The 21493-nt window shown below is 38.9% G+C and carries 25 protein-coding genes and 1 riboswitch; of the genes, 20 read left to right on the top strand and 5 right to left on the bottom strand.

All coding sequences use genetic code 11. From position 1 onward, the window contains the following. The first annotated feature begins 26 nt into the window (after positions 1-26). From MMB69_RS14940 to MMB69_RS14930, 3 genes are all read left to right on the top strand, one after another. Positions 27-155, top strand: a complete 129-nt coding sequence (locus tag MMB69_RS14940; RefSeq protein ID WP_013056674.1) for a YuzL family protein — start codon at positions 27-29, stop codon at positions 153-155. Positions 156-521: 366 nt separating this feature from the next. After that, a complete protein-coding gene (locus MMB69_RS14935; RefSeq protein ID WP_308123221.1) occupies positions 522-800 on the top strand; it encodes a CD3324 family protein in 279 nt (92 codons plus the stop codon). A 135-nt stretch (positions 801-935) separates the two neighbouring features. Continuing rightward, positions 936-1580, top strand: a complete 645-nt coding sequence (locus MMB69_RS14930; protein ID WP_221782729.1) for a FusB/FusC family EF-G-binding protein — start codon at positions 936-938, stop codon at positions 1578-1580. A 75-nt stretch (positions 1581-1655) separates the two neighbouring features. On the opposite strand, the gene MMB69_RS14925 is transcribed toward MMB69_RS14930, so the two are convergent. Then, positions 1656-2498, bottom strand: a complete 843-nt coding sequence (locus MMB69_RS14925; protein ID WP_221782731.1) for a sulfurtransferase — start codon at positions 2496-2498, stop codon at positions 1656-1658. Positions 2499-2743: 245 nt separating this feature from the next. On the opposite strand from MMB69_RS14925, the gene MMB69_RS14920 reads away from it, so the two are divergent. Together MMB69_RS14920 and MMB69_RS14915 are read left to right on the top strand one after the other, a co-directional pair. After that, positions 2744-3493, top strand: a complete 750-nt coding sequence (locus tag MMB69_RS14920) for a Cof-type HAD-IIB family hydrolase (protein WP_221782732.1) — start codon at positions 2744-2746, stop codon at positions 3491-3493. A 122-nt stretch (positions 3494-3615) separates the two neighbouring features. Beyond that, entirely contained in the window at positions 3616-4311 is a 696-nt protein-coding gene (locus MMB69_RS14915) for a peptidoglycan-binding protein (protein ID WP_221782734.1), read from the top strand. A gap of 123 nt (positions 4312-4434) precedes the next feature. On the opposite strand, the gene MMB69_RS14910 is transcribed toward MMB69_RS14915, so the two are convergent. Both MMB69_RS14910 and MMB69_RS14905 read right to left on the bottom strand, forming a co-directional pair. Next, positions 4435-4599, bottom strand: coding sequence for a hypothetical protein (locus tag MMB69_RS14910; protein WP_013056680.1), 165 nt, complete (start codon positions 4597-4599; stop codon positions 4435-4437). A gap of 463 nt (positions 4600-5062) precedes the next feature. Then, positions 5063-5794: a polysaccharide deacetylase family protein gene (locus MMB69_RS14905; protein ID WP_221782736.1), complete on the bottom strand. Its 732-nt coding sequence runs from the start codon at positions 5792-5794 to the stop codon at positions 5063-5065. Positions 5795-5954: 160 nt separating this feature from the next. Between MMB69_RS14905 and MMB69_RS14900 the strand changes: the two genes are divergently transcribed. Then, on the top strand, positions 5955-6365 hold the full coding sequence (locus MMB69_RS14900) for a hypothetical protein (protein ID WP_221782738.1): 411 nt from the start codon (positions 5955-5957) through the stop codon (positions 6363-6365). Between the two features lie 84 nt (positions 6366-6449). Then, positions 6450-6638, top strand: a complete 189-nt coding sequence (locus MMB69_RS14895) for a hypothetical protein (RefSeq protein WP_014460480.1) — start codon at positions 6450-6452, stop codon at positions 6636-6638. Positions 6639-6899: 261 nt separating this feature from the next. On the opposite strand, the gene metA is transcribed toward MMB69_RS14895, so the two are convergent. Continuing rightward, entirely contained in the window at positions 6900-7811 is a 912-nt protein-coding gene (gene metA, locus MMB69_RS14890) for a homoserine O-acetyltransferase MetA (protein WP_013056685.1), read from the bottom strand. Positions 7812-8162: 351 nt separating this feature from the next. On the opposite strand from metA, the gene MMB69_RS14885 reads away from it, so the two are divergent. The 6 genes from MMB69_RS14885 to MMB69_RS14860 all read left to right on the top strand — a co-directional run bounded on the left by MMB69_RS14885 (position 8163) and on the right by MMB69_RS14860 (position 15031). Continuing rightward, positions 8163-9851: a formate--tetrahydrofolate ligase gene (locus MMB69_RS14885; RefSeq protein WP_221782740.1), complete on the top strand. Its 1689-nt coding sequence runs from the start codon at positions 8163-8165 to the stop codon at positions 9849-9851. Positions 9852-10129: 278 nt separating this feature from the next. Beyond that, complete coding sequence (locus tag MMB69_RS14880; RefSeq protein ID WP_028408806.1) at positions 10130-10648, top strand: hypothetical protein; 519 nt, start codon at positions 10130-10132, stop codon at positions 10646-10648. A 61-nt stretch (positions 10649-10709) separates the two neighbouring features. Continuing rightward, positions 10710-11186: a glutathione peroxidase gene (locus MMB69_RS14875; RefSeq protein WP_221782742.1), complete on the top strand. Its 477-nt coding sequence runs from the start codon at positions 10710-10712 to the stop codon at positions 11184-11186. Positions 11187-11310: 124 nt separating this feature from the next. Then, complete coding sequence (locus MMB69_RS14870) at positions 11311-11964, top strand: HD domain-containing protein (RefSeq protein ID WP_277447914.1); 654 nt, start codon at positions 11311-11313, stop codon at positions 11962-11964. Beyond that, the gene (locus MMB69_RS14865; protein ID WP_277447913.1) at positions 11945-13843 is read left to right on the top strand and encodes an ABC-F family ATP-binding cassette domain-containing protein; all 1899 of its coding nucleotides are present in this window, start codon (positions 11945-11947) and stop codon (positions 13841-13843) included. Before MMB69_RS14870 ends, MMB69_RS14865 begins: the two co-directional genes overlap by 20 nt. A 63-nt stretch (positions 13844-13906) precedes the next feature. Then, positions 13907-15031 (top strand): conserved virulence factor C family protein, encoded by a 1125-nt coding sequence (locus tag MMB69_RS14860; protein ID WP_277447912.1) that lies wholly within the window; start codon positions 13907-13909, stop codon positions 15029-15031. A 32-nt stretch (positions 15032-15063) separates the two neighbouring features. Here the strand turns inward: MMB69_RS14860 and MMB69_RS14855 are convergent, their stop codons facing one another. Continuing rightward, positions 15064-15948 (bottom strand): polysaccharide deacetylase family protein, encoded by an 885-nt coding sequence (locus tag MMB69_RS14855; protein ID WP_269871581.1) that lies wholly within the window; start codon positions 15946-15948, stop codon positions 15064-15066. A 241-nt stretch (positions 15949-16189) separates the two neighbouring features. On the opposite strand from MMB69_RS14855, the gene MMB69_RS14850 reads away from it, so the two are divergent. The 7 genes from MMB69_RS14850 (at position 16190) to MMB69_RS14820 (ending at position 21491) form a co-directional block, all read left to right on the top strand. Further along, positions 16190-16627 carry a BrxA/BrxB family bacilliredoxin gene (locus MMB69_RS14850; RefSeq protein WP_057243854.1) on the top strand — a complete coding sequence of 146 codons (438 nt, stop codon included), beginning with the start codon at positions 16190-16192 and terminating at the stop codon, positions 16625-16627. A gap of 134 nt (positions 16628-16761) precedes the next feature. Further along, positions 16762-17541 carry a class I SAM-dependent methyltransferase gene (locus MMB69_RS14845; protein ID WP_277448057.1) on the top strand — a complete coding sequence of 260 codons (780 nt, stop codon included), beginning with the start codon at positions 16762-16764 and terminating at the stop codon, positions 17539-17541. 380 nt (positions 17542-17921) lie between these two features. Beyond that, a complete protein-coding gene (locus MMB69_RS14840) occupies positions 17922-18524 on the top strand; it encodes a YpjP family protein (RefSeq protein WP_194273252.1) in 603 nt (200 codons plus the stop codon). A gap of 188 nt (positions 18525-18712) precedes the next feature. Further along, positions 18713-19027: a thioredoxin family protein gene (locus MMB69_RS14835; protein WP_050690020.1), complete on the top strand. Its 315-nt coding sequence runs from the start codon at positions 18713-18715 to the stop codon at positions 19025-19027. Between the two features lie 146 nt (positions 19028-19173). Next, positions 19174-19308: a hypothetical protein gene (locus tag MMB69_RS14830; protein ID WP_277447911.1), complete on the top strand. Its 135-nt coding sequence runs from the start codon at positions 19174-19176 to the stop codon at positions 19306-19308. Positions 19309-19443: 135 nt separating this feature from the next. Next, positions 19444-19576, top strand: a riboswitch (cobalamin riboswitch). A gap of 258 nt (positions 19577-19834) precedes the next feature. Further along, positions 19835-20794, top strand: a complete 960-nt coding sequence (locus tag MMB69_RS14825; RefSeq protein ID WP_277447910.1) for an ABC transporter substrate-binding protein — start codon at positions 19835-19837, stop codon at positions 20792-20794. A gap of 88 nt (positions 20795-20882) precedes the next feature. Next, complete coding sequence (locus MMB69_RS14820) at positions 20883-21491, top strand: adenosylcobinamide amidohydrolase (protein ID WP_153252464.1); 609 nt, start codon at positions 20883-20885, stop codon at positions 21489-21491. Positions 21492-21493: the final 2 nt, after the last annotated feature.

Raw genomic sequence — 21493 nt, 5'->3', positions numbered from 1 at the left:
TACACTACAAACTGGAGGTGAGTGACATGAGTAAAATTAAAAAAGACCGCTCAAAATCAGAGCTAGGTTCACCAAATGTAGAAGGACAAGGGACGACCACTTCTGAACAAGGTGTTCAAAGCAGTTCAGCTAACAAAAAGCAGAAGCGTTCATAACAAAAATAAAACGAACTTGCAGGGAGAACAACGAGCTCCCTGCAAGTTCGTTTTATTTATGGTGTCATCTTTATAAGTAAGAAGGTGTTGTGTGCAAGATTATAGATAGCTTATAATAAAATCTGAGCCAATAATTGTAATTTTCTACAAGTTTGGTTTACATTCGATGTAAAGTGGAGGTGTAATAAATGGTAAATAAAAGATGTTTACCGGATACTGCAGCGTCTCATGCAAAGCCTGATATTAGAAAGGCGATACTTTGCATGGGGTGGACGATTTAGTAATAGACATCGCCTAACCGCGCATATCTCATTTCTAATATATACGGCTTTGCCCCTTATTGTATAAGTAAAAACACATAAGGAGCTGGCAGAAATGACGTATGTAAAAGCAACAAATATTTTACCTGAAGAGCTGATTAGTGAAATTCAAAAATATATTCAAGGAGAAACCATTTATATTCCAAAGCCGCAGAAGGCAAAAAGAAAATGGGGAACTTGCTCTGGTGGAAGAAAGTTGATTGACGAGCGAAACGAACGGATTAAGAATTTGTTTAAAAAAGGAACTTCAATTGAGGAACTAGCTCGTGAATACTTTTTATCAACCGAAACCATCAAAAAAATTGTATATAAAAAGCAACGGTAGAAATCAAGCGCTGGCAACTGAATGCCCGCGCTTTTTTAGGTATAGTTTATTTCTGATTTATTTTTTACATTTCGTAAAAGGAATCCGTACGGTAAAGTAAAAAGTAGCTGATTAAATGAAGAAGGAGTGAAGAACGTGGAAGCGTTTATAAGAAATGATCAATATAACTTTATCAAAAGCCAAACGCAAATCCTTATCAATGGGCATGGAACAGTAAACAATTCAGATGTGCTGCAGGCTTTAAAAGCTCTTGCAAAAGAAAAAGTATTAAATGTGTTTGATGTTCTTAGCGAGGAACAAGAAGAATTACTGCTGTCAGTTGCTGAAGTTAGAAATAAAGAACAAGCAGAGGTGTTTTTAGAAACGATAAAGCCTTACGTGATTCCATTTAAATCTTTTACAGAAGCTGGCGTGAAAAAGCTGTTTCCAAAAGTGAAAAAGTTAAAGATTCCTTCTGCTGATAACATTGATCTAACGAGCATTTCCTATGTCAGCTGGATCGATAAAGGCTCAAACAAAAAGTTTATCGTAGCGCAGGATCCGGATACCCAGAAGTTAAAAGGTATTCAAGGAACGTTTAAACCTATCAACCAGAAGGGAATATGCACACTTTGCCACAGCTACGAGGAAGTCGGTATGTTCACTGCTGAAATCAAAGGAACTGTTCAAGGGACATTTACACAACGAGGAAATTATATTTGTCAAGATAGCGAAGCATGTAATCAAAATTTGCTTACCTTAGAGCGGCTTCATGATTTTATGTTAAGGCTCAGCAAATAACATGCGGCTAATAAGAAGAATACAAAAAAAGAAGGTTCAGTCCCTATACTTTTGGTGAGACTGAGCCTTCTTTGTCTATCTGTTTTTCTCGATTGGATTGTCACGATAGCTAATCCAATCGCTCCAGCTGCCGGCATATAATTTTACATTTGGAAAACCTGCTGATTTTAAAGCCAAAACGTTAGGGCAAGCAGATACACCCGATCCGCAGTATACAATGATTTCAGCGGGAGAATCAATAGCAGAGAACATCTCCTTCCACTCTTTATCTGTTTTCCATAAACCTTCTGAAGTTAACACATCTTGCCAAAAAGAATGAATGGCGCCTGGAATATGTCCTGCTACAAAGTCAATGGGTTCTTCTAAGCCGAGATACCTCTTTTTTTCGCGAGAGTCGACAAGAACAACATTAGGGTTATGAAGATTCTCTTTTACGTATTCAACTCCTGCAAGTCCCCAATCTTGTTGCACGAAAGGTACAAACGTTTGAGGAGAACCTTCTGGTACGTTCTTCGTTGTTTCATATCCCGATTGTTTCCAGTTAGTAAAACCTCCATTTAAAATTTGTACGTATTCAATTCCTATATATCGCAGTAGCCACCATGCTCTTGAAGCCATCATTCCGTTTTGTTCATCATAAACGACGACTCTGGAATCAGCATTAATTCCTAAGCTGCCGAGCTTCTGAGCTAGCTTTTGAACATCGGGCAGCGGGTGTCTGCCTCCGTGGGAAGTAGCCACAGAGGACAAATCTTTTTCTAAATCCAAATAATGAGCATCTGGGAGGTGCTCATTTTGATAAGCATCTGCGCCTGCCTCAGGCTTTCCAAGAGTAAATCGGCAGTCGAGCAAAACAATGGAGTGTTGGGGTTGCTGTAATGCAGTATGTAAGTCAGCTGGTGAAATAATAGTATTCATAACATTCACATCCTTTTACCAAAATTCTAGTTGAAATAACTAAAAATGAAAAGCGTTATATGTAAATTACGGCAAAGCCATTTTGTCTTCCTTCAATTATTCCCCGTAGAATAATTGACCATTTTAGCGCTTATCTGATGCAGAGTGAAATGCTCCTGTGCTACAGTTATAGTAAGAGTTACATAGTATAAGCCAAATGCTCAGCGTAATGTCATACTTACTATTGATGAGAAGGAGAGAGAAAGATGCAAACAAATGAAAAGAAAGAATTTAAACTGATTGCACTAGATATGGATGGGACCCTGCTGAACAATCAGCAAGAAATTTCTGAAGAAAATCGTGCGGCCATTGCTAAAGCTCAAGAACAAGGTGTTCATGTGGTATTAAGCACGGGGCGATCTCTTTTAACATGCCGTGAATACGCGCAGTCTCTTCAGCTGTCTTCTTACCTTATTACAGTAAACGGAAGTGAAATTTGGGATGAATCTGGACAGCTTGTAGAACGAAAGTTAATTGATGCTTCACACATTGAGAAAATGTGGAATTTAACGCAAGAGAATAAGCTTAACTTTTGGGCTGTGACTACGGATAAAGTATGGAGAGATGAATTTCCAGAAGATATTGCTTCACAGGAATGGCTGAAGTTTGGCTACGATATTCCAGATGATGCTTTACGAGAAGAAGTGCTGAAACAAATAGCAGGCATTTCAGATTTTGAAATCAGCAACTCTAGTTTAACGAATCTAGAAATTAATGCACTTGGTATTAACAAAGCAAAAGGGATCATGACTGTATGTGAACGTTTGGGCATTTCAATGGATGAAGTTATTGCACTGGGAGACAGCTTAAATGATATGGCTATGATTGAAGCGGCAGGTTGTGGAATCGCCATGGGAAATGCTCAGGAAGCTGTAAAAGAAGCAGCGGACTGGGTGACGGATACAAATGTCAATAACGGAGTAGCGAAGGCTATCAGCCACTGGGTACTGAAATAACAGCAGCTCTACATGTTGCACAACTTAACTGCTTCCCGCATAAACTGATACTGGATGCCTCCCTTAGAGTTTGTCTTATACGTATATATAAGGAGAAGCCATCTAGTTAAGGAGTGGGGAGTATGAGTGATTTATCATTAGATAAGCTGTTACAAAAAGCAGAAAATAAGTTGCAGAATGTACATGAAATAGTGCAAGAAAAATCGTACGATCTCATTGGGCAAGCATATAAAGAAAGCATATTTGTTAGTATCACTGAAGGGTTTAGATCGATAGAGCAGCAGCATAAACTATATTCACAAGGCCGAACAACACCAGGAAGTATCGTGACTAATGCTAAAGGCGGCTATTCTTATCATAATTATGGACTAGCTTTTGATATTGCGCTGCTTGATAACGACGGAAAAGTTGACTGGACCATTGATCGAAGATGGAACAAAGCGGGAGAGATAGGAAAAAGGATTGGGTTGGAATGGGGAGGAGATTGGACAAGCTTAAAAGATTACCCTCATTTTCAATATACATTCGGTTTATCTTTGTCGGAGCTTCGAAGTGGAAAAGTACCTAAAAAACAGACGCCAAAGGCTTCAAGCATGTTAATTAAATACGGAGATCGAGGAAATCACGTACAGTTAATTCAGCGTATGCTTATTCACTTAGGTTATTCTCTTTTTGGAGGCGCAGACGGTATATTCGGGTCTTCCACTTTCAAAGCGGTAAAAGCTTTTCAACAAGCACTTTATCTGCAGGTAGATGGAATAGTTGGACCGAAGACACTCGAAAAACTCTACAATAATTTTAATAAAACTATGTTCTAAATAACCATAAAAAACTGATAAAGAGAAAAGGAAGAAAAGAGATGGATGGAAATCGTCTCCTTTCTTCCTTTTCTGTAGTTATAGTAGAAAAACTGAAATGTATAAAGAAATAAAAAGGATTTTCTAAGCGTAAGAAACGTTCACGTGATCTAACTGGATAACATTGCTCAACAACACGATATCTTTATATATTTCACTTTTTACAGAGGCGTTTGAACAGTTTTGATAGTCTTTTAACAAGCGGCCAAGTTCTTTAATAAATAACAACGTCTCTTGTTCATTAATCATAGTCAAAACTCCTTGTTTAGAAATGAATCCAGGTCATTATATAGGAATTCTATCATATCTATACGCACCTGTTGACAAAAAAAGTTCGTCAATTTTTTTGTGAGAAGAAGAAATTTAGGGATATGTGGAATGCGTTCGACTCTCTCATTTTATCTATATGCAGCTTGTCTAAAAATATGAGAGTAGTTATAGTAATATTTACTCCTAATCATGCAACTTAAAACCTATTTTAGAGGTTATCCGTAAATTCCCTCTATTGTAGAGCGATGGAACAAAAAAGAATGCTTCATTTTGTACCTTTAGTATGATAACGTTTTGAAGAAATAAGGCATGCTTTTGAGTTTTAAGATGGATTTGAATTAGAACCTTTGACACGCTCTTTTTGTAGGAGAGGCATATTTACTTTCTATTAAGGGAAATCGTAAAGCTCCAACGAGTTTCTAAATCAGAAACTCGTTGGAGCTTAATTTTTTGGATAAGGGATGTGCAAAAGTTCTGGGACGGTCACAAAATGATATCCTTCTTGTTTAAGTCTAGGAATGATGGTATCCAGCGACTTTGAGGTGTTGGAAAGGTCCATGGTCCAATGGCCTCCGTCGTGCATCAAAACAATTGTTCCGGCGTGCATGTTCTTAAATACATTTTTGGTGATTTCTGCTTCTGGGATTTGCTTCCAGTCTAATGAATCAGAAGACCAGTTAATCGCATAGACATTTTCATTTGGCAGCTCGTTGATCATTTCTTGCGTTAAATTTCCATATGGAGGACGAAACAGCTGCGTTTCAAAACCGGTAATGTTTTTAATAATAGCCTGGGTTTTGGCAATTTCCCAGTGAAACTTTTCAGTAGATTCTTTTAGTAAATTGGGGTGCCAATAGGTATGAATCCCAACAGCATGACCTTCAGCTACCATTCTCTTCACCAGCTCAGGATGTTCGTGAGCTTTTGCCCCAATAAGAAAAAAGGTTGCTTTAATACCATGCTTTTTCAATTGATCCAATACATGTGGAGTAAAGCGCGGATCCGGTCCATCATCAAATGTTAGGGCGGTCTGCTTTAGGTGGTTATTACCTTGATAAAGCAAACGGTCACGCACAGCTACATTTTTTACTTGTTCCGCTTTACATAGTGCAGGAAGGGCTCCATTAAATAAGAAGCACAGTGTGAAAAGCAGTATACTAATTCTTCGTATCATGTACATGCACGCTCCTTTCTAGGGCAAAGTATAACGTTATGATACCCGATTAAAAATTTTGTATGAAGCTGAATTTCCCTTTTGTATCAAAACGTATGATATGCATGAAACAGCGCACTATAATAAACAGTTACTATTAGGTGAAGAAAGGAAAAAGCAGATGAAAAAAATACTGATCGCTGTAGCATTGATTTTTTCGCTAAGTTTATCTCCCTTAGCTGAATATATTTCCTATCACGACGACTATAAAGTAAGTGCAAGGTCGTATCGTTCGGGAAAGCGTTCGTTTAATAGACAGCCAAGCGTTAGACAAAATGAGCCGAGATCTAATTTTTCAAACCGCAGAAATGGAACTGTAAATCGAGGCGTTACCCGTTCAAAACGAGGAGGATTCGCCCGTGGACTGCTGTATGGCGGTCTGGCAGGGATGTTATTTGGCGGTTTGCTTGGTCATATGGGTGCACTGGGCGGGATTTTTGGGTTGTTAATTAACATTTTAGCTATTGTGCTTATAATTAATTTAATTTTGCGTTTATTCCGCCCTTCTCGTCGCGATAATAATTGGAGGTAGACCGTAATTGCTGTCATAAACTAATAAGAAAGCGCCATATAAATAAGAAAACGCTTTCTATGGTTAATCGAAAGGATGAAACGTATGTCAGCAAACAGACAGCGCAGCAAATACCTGGCGTTTTGCACAGAATGCGGTCTCCCAAACAGGTTAACATTGTTTCTTTTAAGGCAGTACGTTGCGACAGACGAATATAGCGGATTTTATTGTGGGAATTGCGGAATTCGAAACGAATTTCCAGATTCAGTCATTGAATATATTAAAGAACTATAAAACACAATCTGTTAGAAGAAGATTGTGTTTTATTTATTTGATAAAACTATGTTCTAAATGCGAATTAAAAAGAAAAACATAGCTACTTACAAAAAAAGAAATGTTGAATCTGGAGCAGGAAAATCCTTTTTTATAACAGTTTGCGAGAAGAACATACATATATTATCCACGTTAAAAAGAGAACAGCAGCACATGCAAAAACGACAAATCCATATAAGGACTTGTCGTTTTTTATGTTTGAAATACGGCCGCTCGGTTCTTTCATTCCCACAGATATGGAGTCTCTTGGTAAACATAGTAGTTCAACCAATTCATAAACAGCAGGTTGGCATGAGAGCGCCATGTTTTTAAAGGGTTTTTGTCGGGATCATTGTTTGGGAAATAGTGTTCCGGAAGCTTCGGCTCTAGCCCTTTCTCTGTATCTCGAAGAAATTCTTCCTGCAGTGTTTGAACGTCGTATTCTGGGTGTCCTGTAACGAAAACAAACTTTTCGTCTTTAGACATCGCCATATAAACACCAGCTTCCTCAGAGTAGGAAAGAAGCTCAAGGTCAGGGTGGTTTTTTACTTCATTCATGTCGACGTCGGTGTGACGAGAATGAGGAGAATAAAAGACATCATCAAATCCTCGCAGCAGCTTAATCGGTTCTTCACTCGATACAACATGCGTAAATACACCCGTGCATTTATCAGAAAGAGGCCGCTTGTCAATGCCAAAGTGATGATAAAGTCCGGCTTGAGCTCCCCAACAGATATGAAGGGTAGAAGTCACATTTGTTTTACACCAATCCATAATTTCTTGAAGTTCTTTCCAGTAGTTTACTTCTTCAAATGGTATATGTTCTACAGGTGCTCCTGTAATAATCATTCCGTCATATTTTCGTTCTTTAATTTGTTCAAACGTTTTATAAAACTGATCTAGGTGATTTTTACTCGTTGTTTTTGCTTTATGGCTTGCCGTATAAAGAAGTGTAATATGCACTTGAAGCGGTGAGTTCCCGAGTAAACGTAATAATTGTGTTTCAGCTTTTTCTTTTTCCGGCATTAAGTTTAGGATAACAATATTAAGCGGGCGAATTTCCTGGTTAACCGCGCGCACGTCGTCCATAATGAAAATTCTCTCTTTTTCTAAAATTTCTTTTGCCGGAAGATCACGTGGAATATTAATAGGCAATAAAATTCCTCCTATTCGATTTCGAAGTAATGACGCGTATAAATGTTCTTTCTCACGTGAAGATGAGGTTCAACATTTATGTACAATATACTATTATAGGAATATACAGAATATTAAGCAATTGAATTTTGAAAAAAAAGAGCATTAATATGCGTAATGGCTAAAATGAAATGGTACAATAAGGTTAAACTGGAGCGTTGCTATGCTTTTTTTACTTGACTGAAACTCAGTGAAATTTACAGCGCAGTCGTTCCTGTATTTATTAAACTTCATATCTCCCCCAGAAAATGGATTTTATCCTTTTTTGATGAAGTGTTTAAAAAGAATTCTCAGCAGAAAAGGGGTTTTTATATGACAACTAAGAAGCAAATAAAAAGTGATTTGCAAATTGCACAAGAGGCAATCATTAAACCGATTAAAGAGATTGCCGAGCAGCTGGATATTTTAGAGGCCGAGCTAGAGCCGTACGGACATTATAAAGCTAAGCTTTCTTTGTCCGTTATGGAACGTTTACACACAAAACAAGATGGAAAAGTTATTTTAGTTACAGCTATTAATCCAACTCCAGCAGGAGAAGGGAAGTCGACAGTGACAGTTGGCTTAGCTCAGGCATTACATAGATTAGGTAAAAAAGCGATTGTCGCCATGCGTGAACCATCTCTTGGTCCGGTAATGGGAATTAAAGGAGGTGCCGCTGGCGGCGGTTATGCTCAAGTGCTTCCAATGGAGGATATTAACTTACACTTTACTGGAGACCTGCATGCCATCACAACAGCTAACAATGCGCTGGCGGCTATTTTAGATAACCATATACATCAAGGTAATGAATTGCGTATTGATACACGTAAAATCACGTGGAAACGAGTGGTGGATTTAAACGACCGCGCGTTGCGTCAGGTCGTCATTGGATTAGGTGGTCCGATGCAGGGTGTTCCTCGAGAAGATGGATTTGATATTACGGTGGCATCAGAAATTATGGCTATTTTCTGCTTAGCGTCAGATTTACAAGACTTGAAGCGTCGCTTAGCGTCTATTGTGGTAGCTTATAACATGGACAATGAGCCTGTAACGGTTGCAGACTTAGGTGCACAAGGAGCGCTTACTCTTCTTTTAAAAGATGCGATTAAACCAAACCTTGTACAGACGTTGGAACACACTCCAGCCCTCATTCACGGAGGTCCTTTTGCTAATATTGCCCACGGCTGCAATAGCGTCATTGCAACAAAAATGGCTGCAAAACTAGGCGACTATGTAGTAACAGAAGCGGGATTTGGGGCAGATTTGGGCGCGGAAAAATTCCTGAATATTAAAGCTCGTATGGCAGATATTAAACCAGAAACGGTGGTAATCGTTGCAACAATTCGCGCTTTAAAAATGCATGGGGGAGTTCCTAAAGAGCGTTTAAATGAAGAAAACATTGAGGCTTTAGAAGCGGGAATTGAAAATCTGGAAAAACATATTGAAACGATTCAGGCATTCGGCGTTCCTTACGTTGTAGCCGTGAACCGTTTTGTGACGGACTCAGAAGGTGAAGTAGAAGCGCTTATGAATTGGTGTGATTCAAAGAATGTTCCAGTTGCTTTAACAGAAGTATGGGAAAAAGGTGGAGAAGGCGGCGTCATGCTTGCTGAAAAAATTCTTGAAGTCATGAACGAGACAGAAAGTCAATTTTCTCCTCTTTACGATGTGTCAGCTTCAATTCCAGAAAAAGTAGAAGCTATTGCTAAAACTGTATACGGAGCACAAGGCGTAGATTTTGCTCCAAAAGCGTTAAAACAAATACAGCAATTTGAAGCAAACGGTTGGGATCACCTGCCAATCTGTATGGCCAAAACGCAGTATTCGTTAAGTGATGATCAGACGAAGCTTGGGCGACCAACTGATTTTAAGATTACGGTAAGGGAATTCCGTCCTTCACTCGGAGCTGGGTTTCTTGTGGCGCTAACAGGTTCAATTATGACAATGCCTGGCCTGCCAAAAAAACCTGCTGCGCTTAATATGGATATTGACGAGAATGGACATGCACTAGGGATTTTTTAAGAGAAGAGGCTAGGGTAAGAGTATTCTATTTGAAGGGAAATCCGAACGATGAAGCAAGATTCTTGATGAAGAATCAAACTCGTTCGGATTTTTTCATAGTTATGGTAAAAAGAAGTTTCATAGGTGTAGCGGCTTCTAGATGTAGATTGGGTGGACTTAGTTGTATCTCAATCTCTTTCTTGCAATATAAAACAAAATAACAGGTATGTTATGAATTAATTTGGCAAGAAAGAAGAAGAGCTGACTGTTCGTATTTTATAAAAAAGGAAGTAGTTGAAATGTTTGATCCAATTGTATTTGATAATTTAAAAGTTGTTGTAGAAGGAGAGATCTATGATCTTGACTTGTCTGGGCAAGTATCTGTTACGAATCGCGAAGATTTTGTAGACTTAGCTCAGTTTACTCGAACGTACCGCATTTCTTTTCAACAGCATTTTTGCTGTACCGCGTCGCTAACTTTATCAACCGACTTAGACAACATTCATGCCGAATTAACGCCTTCCCGTGTAGAAAAACCAGGGTGTACAGTTTATATTCACTTTCAGCTAAAAAAACAAAAACCGTTTGAAGAAGCCGAGTTTCAAAACATACAGGAAATGTGTGAGCGGATTTGGGGAACAACAAGAGTTGTGAAGCAGCGTATTACTCATGAAATCGGAGGAAGCGAATATGAAAACAATATTGAGGTAACCTTTAACCGATTTATTTACGAAGACCAAGTAGGAGATTTAATCGAGATGATTGATTACATGCTGCAAACGACTGATCAGCTAAAGGTTCTTTACGACAAATCATAAGAGCGTTTCAGTTGTACTTCCGAAATAAAGTGAATTACAATAGGGAAAAGGAGGCGTTTTGATGAGCGTGTATGAATACTCGGCAAAAACAATTAAAGACGAAGACGTATCGATATCTAACTATCAAGGTGACGTGCTGTTGATTGTGAATACAGCTAGCAAGTGCGGCTTCACCCCTCAATATAAAGATTTGCAGGCGCTGTACGAAGAAGAAAAAGAAAACGGTCTAACAGTTCTAGGTTTTCCTTGCAATCAGTTCGGTGGTCAAGAGCCAGGAAATTCAAATGATATTGAACAATTTTGCGAGTTAAACTATGGCGTTTCGTTTCCGATGTTTGCAAAGGTGGATGTAAAGGGGGAGCATGCACACCCATTATTTACATACTTAACAGAACAAGCACCGGGTCTACTAGGTTCCAAAGGGATAAAGTGGAATTTCACGAAGTTTTTAGTGAATCGTCAAGGTGAAGTCGTGAAGCGATACGCACCTCAAACTGCACCAAAAGATATTCAAAAAGATATAAAAGAATTGCTTTAAAAGCAGGTGGATCTCCATCTGTTTTTTGTTTTTTAGCCAGGGTTTTCAAACGGTGATCCGCTGTCAGTGAGACGAGCGCCTCACTTTGTGCTAAAATAATGGTGGATATAATTGAGGTGAGCAAATGAATAAAATAGTGGAAACGGAAAAGTGGGTTCAAGCAAAGCTTGCGCATGACACAACGGGTCATGACTGGCAGCATATCGATCGCGTGCGTCGAAATGCAGTGCTTTTATATAAAAAAGAAGGCGGCAATCGGGAAGTTATCGAACTAGCCGCACTTTTACACGATGTTGTAGATGATAAGCTAGTGGAAGATGTTGAAAAGGCGTACGAAGAAGTGGGGGAGTGGCTGAAGAGTCAGCGCGTAGAAGAAGAGAACTGCAAGCATATCGTTCACATTTTACAAACGATGTCATTTAAAGGCGGAAACCGTCCGGCTATGGCTACGCTTGAAGGTCAAATTGTTCAAGATGCAGATCGTTTAGATGCGATTGGTGCAATTGGTATCGCACGTACGTTTATGTATGCAGGTGCTAAAGGCACGGCTTTGTATGATGAAAATATTGCTGTACGAAGTGAGATGACGGAAGAAGAATACAGACACGGGAAATCAACGGCTATTGCACATTTTTATGAAAAGTTATTAAAGCTCACTGCGTTAATGAATACTCAAACAGCACGGTCTCTAGCGCAAGAGCGACATACATATATGAAAGAATTTTTAGTTCAATTTAAGAAAGAGTGGAATTATCATTATGAAAATGCTGACTGTTGAAAACTTAACAAAAACGTATGGAGAAAAAGAGCTGTTTCATCAACTAACATTTACCATTACGGAAAATGAGCGAATCGGCTTAATCGGTGTAAACGGAACAGGGAAATCAACGCTTCTTAAAATTATCGCAGGTTTAGAGCTCGGAGACGAAGGAGATATTGTTCATGCTAAAGACTACAGCGTAACATATTTACCGCAGCATCCGGATTTTGATGAAGACTTAACGGTTTTGGAGCAAGTTTTCAGTGGAGATACGCCTCTTCTTAACTTATTAAAAAACTATGAGCTAGCTCTGTATGCGTTAGAGCAAGACTCTGCAAACGAAAAAAATCAGCAAACATTGTATGATTTACAGCAGAAAATGGATGCGATGAACGCATGGGAAGCCAATTCTAACGCACAGTCGATTTTAACGAAGCTTGGAATTTCAAATATGAGTGCAAAAATTGGTGAGCTTTCAGGTGGACAGAAAAAGCGCGTGTCCATTGCGCAAAGCCTAATTCAAACACCTGATTTACTGATCTTAGATGAGCCGACTAACCACTTAGATTATGAGACCGTTAAATGGCTTGAAGAATATTTATCTAAATATCAAGGAGCCGTGCTGCTTGTTACTCATGATCGCTATTTCTTGGATGCTGTTACAAACCGGATTTTTGAATTAGACGGTGGAAATTTATATAGCTATAAAGGAAACTATGCTGCTTTTCTAGAAGGAAAAGCGATTCGAGAAGAGCAGGAAAAAGCAACTCAAGCAAAATTAAGCAACTTATACCGCAATGAATTGGCTTGGATTCGCAGAGGAGCAAAAGCGCGTACGACTAAGCAAAAAGCGCGTATTCAGCGATTTGATGAATTAGAAGGGAAAATCGATTCCTCTGAAAAAGAATCACTGGATTTAAGTTTAGCAGGCAGTCGCCTTGGGAAAAAAGTGTTTGAATTAAAAGATGTGTCTAAGACGTATGAAAATAAAATCATTCTTTCAGATTTTACTCACATCGTGAAAAAACAAGATCGAATTGGAATTGTCGGAAAAAATGGAAGCGGAAAGTCTACCCTGTTGAATATGATTGCAGGACGCATTGAGCCGGACAGCGGTGAAATTGACAGAGGACAAACGGTTAAAGTTGCTTACTATACCCAAGAAAGCGATGATATGGACTTGAATCAACGTATGCTTGATTATATTAAAGAATCGGCAGAAGTGGTGCATACGACGGATGGGAAAATGATCTCTGCGTCGCAAATGCTTGAGAGATTTCTATTTCCTTCACATACGCACGGAACACCGATTCAAAAGTTGTCCGGAGGAGAGCGCCGTCGTTTATACTTATTGAAATTATTAATGACATCGCCAAATGTTTTGCTTCTAGATGAGCCGACTAATGATTTGGATACTCAAACGCTAACGGTGCTTGAAGACTACCTCGAAGAATTTCCAGGTGTTGTTATCACGGTATCACATGATCGCTATTTCTTGGATAAAGTAGCAGATTACTTACTAGTTTTTGAAGGAGAAGGGAACATTTCGATTTATTTTGGCGCTTATACAGATCAATTGGAAGAAGCGATGAAGAAGAAGCAGGCAATGGTTCAGCAGGCTAAAGTGAAAGAAGAAAAGCCAAAACAGCCGGAGAAAACAAAAAAGCGTCGCTTAACGTATAAAGAACAAAAAGAATGGGAAGAAATCGAAGATAATATTGCAGCAAAAGAAGAAGAAATTGAACGCTTAACAAGTGAAATTGAACAGGTGGGCAGCGATTATACAAAAGCGCATAACCTATCATTAGAACAAGAAAAAGTAAATGAAGAATTAAGTGCACTGCTTGATCGCTGGGCAGAGCTTTCAGAGCTGATTGAAGAAATTGAAAACGCGTAAACAAGTCGTTAGACTGAGTATAAAGCACATGCTACAATTTTAATGAGAGGAGTACGATACGATATGAACATTAAATCAATTGAGCCAACGCCAAGTCCGAATACAATGAAAATTAATTTAGACGAAGTGCTATCAGGCGGAAAAAGCAATAACTATACGGAAAAAAATGCTGAAGCAGCCCCTGAAGTTGTTCAAGACATCTTGAAAGTAGAAGGGGTAAAAGGAGTCTACCACGTAGCAGACTTCTTAGCAGTAGAGCGAAATGCCAAATATGACTGGAAGCAAATTTTGCCGCAAGTTCGTGCAGCGTTTGGTGAAGATTTGCAAAGCAGCAGTGAACAGCACAAAATGAATGAGCATTTTGGTGAGGTCAATGTGTCAGTTCAAATGTTCAAAAATGTACCGATGCAAGTCAAGCTAACGGACGGAAATGAAGAAAAGCGCTTTGGTCTGCCCGAACGATTCGCAAAAGCGGTAGCAGAACTTCAACGTTTTTCAGATAATGTGGTATTAGAACGGAAATGGAAAGAACAAGGCGTTCGTTACGGAGAGTTATCGGCTATCGGAGACGAAGTAGTGGAAGAGTTAGCAGCAGCATATCCGCAAGAAAGATTAACTCGCCTTGTGGCTAATGCACAAGAAGAAAAAGAAGGCGGAAAAGTTGTACAGCCGCGTAAAACCTATAAAGTTACAGAAGAAATGCTAGAAGACAACGATTGGTCAGTGCGCTATGCCCATTTAGAACAAATGGATCCAACAGAAGCTGATTTAGACGTTTTAAATAAAGCGCTTGATGATGAAAAAGCATCTATTCGCCGCTTAGCTACGGTCTATTTAGGAATGATTGAATCAAAAGCGGTACTGCCTTATTTATACAAAGCATTAAAAGATAAATCAGTCACTGTGCGCCGTACTGCTGGAGACTGCATGTCAGATTTAGGTTTTGAAGAAGGTATTCCGGCAATGTGTGAAGCTCTTAGCGATAAAAACAAGCTTGTTCGCTGGCGTGCAGCTATGTATTTATACGAGGTAGGGGACGAGACGGCTCTTTCTGCATTAAAAGCAGCAGAGAATGATAAAGAATTTGAGGTAGATTTACAAATCAAGCTAGCAATTGAACGTATCGAAGGCGGAGAAGAAGCAAAAGGTTCTGTTTGGAAACAAATGACGGAAAGCAGAAAAGCATAAAAAAAAGATCATTCACTTGAATGATCTTTTTTTTACGACTGTTTTGCAGCGGGAGTTGGAAACTGCATAGGCTGCATGGTGTTATCAATTTTAATAGGCTGATAGCCCGACTGCTTTAAGTAAGTCAAAATAGCAGGAAGGGATTGTGCCGTAAAGGATTTATCATGAAATAAAATGACTGGTGTTCTTCCATTGGAGTTAACCCCTTGAATATGAGGTTCAAGGCCCTGAATAATTCTAGGTGCAGAACGAAGTGCCCAGTCTTCACTGTCTACATTCCAGTCCCATAATTTAAAGTGGCTTAGCAACTCTGTACGGTGCGGCTCTTTTAAATAAGGAACGCTGCCGTAAGGAACGCGGATTAACTTACTGTCAACACCGGTTACTTTCTTAACTGTCGCTTGACACTCCTGCATTTCTTTTAACGCGGCGCCGTCTTCACTATACATGACATGAATATCATGAGAGACGCCGTGACAGCCGATGGCATGTCCTTCCTGTGCTACTTTTTTAGCAATTTCAGGGTGAGCGTCAATTTGATACTTTAACATAAAGAAAGTTGCTTTTACGTTATATTGACGCAAAGCATCTAAAATGTGAAGGGTATCAGGCGTTGGGCCATCGTCAAACGTAAGGTAAACAGGCTGTGTAAGAGCTTGATTTTGATCGTTCACCGTATTTCCTACATACATATTATGGTGAAGTGTATTAAGCAGCTTCTCAGGTTGTGCTGAAGATGCAGCTTCTTTCAGCGGCAATGCAGTAGATGCTAAGACTTGCTGAGATGCAGCGGGTTCACTTCCTTTGGCTTCTGTAATAAAAAACAAAGAAGCGACGATCACTAACACTAAAGACAAAAATGCATAAAATCGTTTGTTTGGCTTAAATCGTTTGTTCGGTTTAAATCGCTGGTTCAATTTGAAAATCCTTTCTACTAAACTACTATTTACTACTATAGTACAAAAAATGGAATATTAATAGTAAAAATCGACATTTTTATGGAAAAAAATTAGATGATATGACCCGGTTTTAATCTTTTTTTGTCAAATGGAAAAGGAGAACGGGACAGCGATAAGGATTTAAAGAGTGAGTAGCTAGATTTTTCCTGGTTTTTATAGTATGCTTTTAGCGTGAATGATTGTTAGGAGGAATGTTAATATGTCAATGGCATATGAAGAATATATGCGTCAGTTAGTTAAACCAATGCGTCAAGAATTAACTCAAGCTGGTTATGAAGAATTAACAACAGAGGAAGCCGTAGTTGATTTTATGGAAAACGCAGAAGGAACAACTTTTGTTGTCGTTAATTCAGTTTGTGGATGCGCTGCTGGTTTAGCACGTCCTGCAGCGACACAAGCGTACTTACAGTCTGAGCAAAAACCAGATCAAGTGGTAACTGTTTTTGCCGGTCAAGATAAGGAAGCAACAGCTAAAATGCGTGAATATTTTGGGGACATTGAGCCTTCATCACCGTCTATGGCACTTTTAAAAGGAAAAGAAGTCGTTCATTTTATTCCTCGACATGAAATTGAAGGTCAGCCGTTAGAAGTTATTTTTGAAAACATTTTAAATGGCTTTAAGCAGCACTGTTCATAAAATGTCCTGCTTTTGTCACATCTAGTATATAGATTTTTAGAGAAAAATCGCATATACTTTATAAGAAAAAGGATGTCTATCGGCATCCTTTTTCTTTATGTAAATAGCCAAACAGTGTAGGGGGAGTTATGAAAGTGATTGTTACGACTGCTGGTCGAACAAATGAACAGATGATTGTAAAAGCCAAACAAGTAGCCGCTGATTTAAGTATACCTTTTGTAGTAAGAGAGAAGAAATCCGTTGCAGATCTTCAGAATCTTCAAGCTGCAGATGTGCTGGTTGTCGGTAAGAATAGAGTAGAGTTGCACGTTCAAAACGAAGAGGAACCTATTTTTTTTCATCCAAACTCCGCTATGTTTAGAGTGAAGAGATGGCTGCGGGGAGAAAGTGATCCGTTTATTGAAGCGGCTGGTTTAGAAAAAGGAATGAGCGTGCTTGACTGTACACTTGGCCTTGCATCGGATAGTATGATGGCGAGCGCAGCGGTAGGAGAAAGCGGGAAAGTTGTCGGACTAGAAGGCAACCGCTATGTAGCTTATTTAGTCAAACAAGGGCTTTTAAATTGGGAAAGTGACGTACAAGAGTTGAACGATGCAATGAAGCGTATAAACGTGGTTCATCAAAATTTTGAATCGTTTTTGGCGTGTTGTGAAGATAATTCTTTTGATGTTGTCTACTTTGATCCTATGTTTCAAGAGCAAATTGATGAATCGAATGGAATTAACGGTATTAAAGCAATAGCACTGTATACCACGCTAACGCCAATGGCTATACAAGAAGCAAAAAGAGTAGCCAAACAAAAGATCGTGCTCAAAGATCATTGGAAAAGCACTCGTTTTGAAGAACATGGATTTACCGTGCAAAAACGAAAAACATCAAAATTTCATTACGGGACAATTGATATACAAAAATAAACAAAAAAGTAAAATGAATAACGCTCATTGAAAAGACTTCCAAAACCTTTTAGGAATTAAAAAGTTTTGGAAGTTTTTTTTATGAATTTCATCTAAAGTTCATAAAAGTATGATATATTTTTGAACATAAAAATACTTTTGTGTTTAAGCATCCAGCAAAAAAGGAATATCTTGTATAGGTTTCCGCTCGGTGTGATAACCGCAAACAGAAGAAGGAAGGTGCTAACTAAAAAGTAGTCGAATGCCCGTAGACAGCATAAATGAATAAGCAAATATAGGTAAAAAATTAATAAGTATGTTACAATACCTAGTGAGTTATGATAATGAATTTTACAATATGAAAAGACCATATGGGAAAAGATGAGAAAGGAAAGATACGAATGCCTAGATGGATAAAAAGAATGCTAGTTGTATTTATTACAGTATTTACATTTGGGCTTGTCACTCCACCAGAATATTTATACGTTGATGATGCAAAAGCGGACAAGCAACATAAAGCAGGGTATGTAAGAGAAACAACTCCTATCACAGCTGTTATAGAAGATATTCATTTGCCATATGAAGAACCAAAATATGAAGACGTTTCATCATTTGTTACGTATGCAATGGAATCAGCTGAAAAACAGTCAGTGGAAAAATTCGGAACAAAAATTGGACCTGTCATTGAAGATGAATTTCGTCAAGCAGTGTTACCTAAAATTGAAGAAGTGCTGACTGACATTGGCACTGAACGTGAACAGTCGATTCAGAATCTCGAGATAAGCGAGCACCCTGCTGCTGGCTACGGTGAAAAGATTTTCCATGTATATGACCGGGAGACCGGTCAGGACTTAATACGGTTTCATGTACGACGTGAAAATCCTCCAAAAGATGGATACTGGTTTAATTTTCACTATCATGCGGCTGCAGATAATTTTCAAAAGCATTATGATTTAGGGAAAATTTATTGGAACCGAAATATGCCCCCTAAATGGTTTAGCTGATAATAGACACAACATTCTACGATTTCGAAATGTTAGCTTTTTTAAGCTAGCATTTTTTTACGTCTAAAACCGTTATGGTCTAAATAAGCTGAAACATTAGCACAACGATAAAAAAATCGTTTATAATGAAGTCAGACTTCTTACCATAGAATAGGGAGAAGGAACGAATAGATGCTGGAGGTAACACAATGAAACAATTTACGGAAGAAAAACAATTTCGCGAACAAATTAAGAACGAAACACTAAGCGTTGGGATTTTTACGACAACGTGGTGTCCTGATTGCAAACGTTTGGATATGTTCATTAATGAAATCGTTGACGAAAATACAGATAAAGCATGGTTTAAAATTGACAAGGATGAGTTTGAAGAACTTTCTGCTGAAAACAATGTAATGGGTATTCCTTCTCTTCTTGTATATAAAAACGGTGAAAAAATTGCACACTTGCACAGTGCAAATGCTAAAACGCCTGAAGCGGTCCGTGAATTTTTAGCAACTCTTTAATTACCTAAGGAGACTAGGACAAACGTATTTTAGTTGAAGGGAAATCCGAACGATGAATTAAGATTCTTAATGGAGAATCTAACTCGTTCGGATTTTTTCATTGGTAGAGTGAACGTAGGTTTTATGTGTTTAGTTGCTTCTAGCGGTTGATTGGAGAGCAAGGAGAAGACTCCTGCGGGAAAAGCGGAACAGGGGAGACCCCGCAGGAGCGTCAGCGACGAGGAGGCTCACCGGCCGCCCGCGGAAAGCGAAGCCTGGCACGGAAATCAACAGCGCTGTAACAAGCGATTCATATTAGCTTCTTTATCCCATTTGTTCATCTTTAAATTGGAGTGATTTAGTTATGGCTCAACCTCTTTTTTTGTGAGAATTGCTATTTCCATTTTTCGATGAGTGGGGTATACTAGGACAAGTGAATAATCGTAAAGCAATAAGGTCTCAATTTAAAGATTGAGTGAAAAGGGAAGTCTGGTGAAAAACCAGCGCGGTCCCGCCACTGTAAGCGCTTTGTGCGTAAGTCAGGAGACCTGCCTTATTGTTAGCTGTGAAACCTTCGAGGAAGGGTGAAGCAGGGTAATGAACATACATATCAAGTATAGTGAATGGATTCTTTTCCTGCTTATCTTGACGTTACCTGCTTTGCTTTCAATTGAAAGTAAAGCTTTTTTATTTTGAAGCTGCCTGCGAGCAGTATACATAGTCAAAGCGGAAAAACAGGATAGCGCTGCTTTTTGCATGATCATTTGCTTTTTCTTTAACGTGGAGGTTTCGTATTCACAATGAACAATATATAGGGGGAGTATTTAGATGAAAAAATGGCTTTCGTATTCTATTATTGCACTGTTAGTCATCGTACTTGCTGCATGCGGTGCAGGCAGCCAAAGCAACAGTGATAAAAAAACGAAGCAAGATACAGGACAAACGTCACAAGCTGCATTTCCTGTGAAGGTAAAAGACGCGCGTGATAAAGAAATTACGTTAAAAAAACAGCCTAAGAAAATTGTTTCACTAATGCCAAGTAATACGGAGATTGTATATGCCCTTGGCCTTGAAAAAGAATTAGTCGGTGTCACAAGCAACGATGATTATCCTAAAAGCGTAAAGAAAAAAGCGCAGGTAGGAGATATGAACGTTAATGCAGAAAAAGTTATTGCTTTAAATCCTGATTTAGTGCTGGCACACGCTTCAAGTATGGGCGTTTCGGATGAAGTATTTAAACAAATTGAAAGTGCGGGGATTCCGGTATTTGTTGTAAAAGATTCAACAACGTTTGATACGGTTTATGATTCTATTACGCAAATCGGTAAATTAACGGGCAAAACAAAAGAAGCTAATCAAACAATTAAAGACATGAAAGAAAAAGTAGCTTCAATTGAGAAAAAAGCAAAAACGATTTCAAAAGAAGATCGTAAAAAAGTATGGATAGAGGTATCAGGAGCTCCTGAGATTTATACAACAGGAAAAGGTACGTTCATGAACGAAATGCTTACTATGATCGGTGCTGATAACGTAGCGGCTAGTGAAAAGGGTTGGGTTAAGTTTTCTGAAGAGCAAGTTGTTAAGTTAAACCCTGACGTTATTATCGCAACGTATGATGCAGACAAAAATGAGATTATGAAGCGTCCCGCTTGGAGCAGCATGACTGCTGTAAAAGAGGGTAACATCGAGAAGGTTGACCAAAACAAAATCAACCGCTTAGGACCTCGTATTGTAGATGGCTTAGAGGACTTAGCAAAAGCAGTATACCCTGAGGTGTACAATAAATAAGAAGAGGGACCATATTCCAGTTCGAATTGAAAAGGGGATTGGTCCCTTTTCACATCTTAAAATTGAAGAACGGCCTGAGCTTTTAATTATGAAAACCGAGACTTCTTATAAAACATACAGCTCAGGGGTTTTAGGAACAGGCATTACGGAAACGGACACCTTTTACAATCGATTTGTTCACAAAGACTATTATTCAGATACTCCTTCTTTGGAGTATGAGCAATATTTGATGAAAGAAAATGTGCGCCATGAGCAAATCGTAGGGTTGATGACAGCTGTTTGGTTAAAAGAAAGAGCAGTTTACTGTTATGAAGGCTACGGAGTAAGAGTAGCTTCCGTGATAACGGCTGGAGTAGGAAACGCAGTAGATATTACAGCTGACGAAGCTGTGCCGTTCTATTCCTCTCCCGGTACAATTAATATGTTTTTTTTCGTTGAAGGTACGCTTACGGATGCTGCGTTTTTACAGCTTTTTATTGCGGCCACAGAAGCCAAAACAAAAACGCTGTCACAGCTGGGTATCATAGATCCAGCTACAAAGACGATTGCTACAGGAACATCTACGGACAGCATCTCAGTTGCAGCGTCTCAGCAAGGAACATTATATGAATATGCAGGCTCTATGACCGCTTTAGGTCAAGCGGTAGCCAAGCTGGTGAAAATAAGCTTAGAGCAGGGACTTAAGGGAAAGAGGTGAAG

Origin of the sequence: Priestia sp. P5, from assembly GCF_029522155.1 — a bacterium.
Classification (GTDB): Bacteria; Bacillota; Bacilli; order Bacillales; family Bacillaceae_H; genus Priestia; species Priestia megaterium_E.
The sequence above is the reverse complement of the archived record's forward strand: the minus strand, read 5'-3'. Positions and strand labels throughout refer to the sequence as shown.

What these genes read in the sequence shown, in the direction of transcription:
- MMB69_RS14895 (WP_014460480.1), top strand. Translation starts at nt 6,450, where the DNA reads ATGTCAGCAAACAGACAGCGCAGCAAATACCTGGCGTTTTGCACAGAA.
- MMB69_RS14940 (WP_013056674.1), top strand. Translation starts at nt 27, where the DNA reads ATGAGTAAAATTAAAAAAGACCGCTCAAAATCAGAGCTAGGTTCACCA.
- MMB69_RS14880 (WP_028408806.1), top strand. Translation starts at nt 10,130, where the DNA reads ATGTTTGATCCAATTGTATTTGATAATTTAAAAGTTGTTGTAGAAGGA.
- MMB69_RS14820 (WP_153252464.1), top strand. Translation starts at nt 20,883, where the DNA reads ATGAAAACCGAGACTTCTTATAAAACATACAGCTCAGGGGTTTTAGGA.
- MMB69_RS14840 (WP_194273252.1), top strand. Translation starts at nt 17,922, where the DNA reads ATGCCTAGATGGATAAAAAGAATGCTAGTTGTATTTATTACAGTATTT.
- MMB69_RS14905 (WP_221782736.1), bottom strand. Translation starts at nt 5,794, where the DNA reads ATGATACGAAGAATTAGTATACTGCTTTTCACACTGTGCTTCTTATTT.
- MMB69_RS14850 (WP_057243854.1), top strand. Translation starts at nt 16,190, where the DNA reads ATGTCAATGGCATATGAAGAATATATGCGTCAGTTAGTTAAACCAATG.
- MMB69_RS14885 (WP_221782740.1), top strand. Translation starts at nt 8,163, where the DNA reads ATGACAACTAAGAAGCAAATAAAAAGTGATTTGCAAATTGCACAAGAG.
- MMB69_RS14925 (WP_221782731.1), bottom strand. Translation starts at nt 2,498, where the DNA reads ATGAATACTATTATTTCACCAGCTGACTTACATACTGCATTACAGCAA.
- MMB69_RS14865 (WP_277447913.1), top strand. Translation starts at nt 11,945, where the DNA reads ATGAAAATGCTGACTGTTGAAAACTTAACAAAAACGTATGGAGAAAAA.
- MMB69_RS14870 (WP_277447914.1), top strand. Translation starts at nt 11,311, where the DNA reads ATGAATAAAATAGTGGAAACGGAAAAGTGGGTTCAAGCAAAGCTTGCG.
- MMB69_RS14875 (WP_221782742.1), top strand. Translation starts at nt 10,710, where the DNA reads ATGAGCGTGTATGAATACTCGGCAAAAACAATTAAAGACGAAGACGTA.
- MMB69_RS14860 (WP_277447912.1), top strand. Translation starts at nt 13,907, where the DNA reads ATGAACATTAAATCAATTGAGCCAACGCCAAGTCCGAATACAATGAAA.
- MMB69_RS14900 (WP_221782738.1), top strand. Translation starts at nt 5,955, where the DNA reads ATGAAAAAAATACTGATCGCTGTAGCATTGATTTTTTCGCTAAGTTTA.
- MMB69_RS14910 (WP_013056680.1), bottom strand. Translation starts at nt 4,599, where the DNA reads ATGATTAATGAACAAGAGACGTTGTTATTTATTAAAGAACTTGGCCGC.
- MMB69_RS14915 (WP_221782734.1), top strand. Translation starts at nt 3,616, where the DNA reads ATGAGTGATTTATCATTAGATAAGCTGTTACAAAAAGCAGAAAATAAG.
- MMB69_RS14835 (WP_050690020.1), top strand. Translation starts at nt 18,713, where the DNA reads ATGAAACAATTTACGGAAGAAAAACAATTTCGCGAACAAATTAAGAAC.
- MMB69_RS14825 (WP_277447910.1), top strand. Translation starts at nt 19,835, where the DNA reads ATGAAAAAATGGCTTTCGTATTCTATTATTGCACTGTTAGTCATCGTA.
- MMB69_RS14920 (WP_221782732.1), top strand. Translation starts at nt 2,744, where the DNA reads ATGCAAACAAATGAAAAGAAAGAATTTAAACTGATTGCACTAGATATG.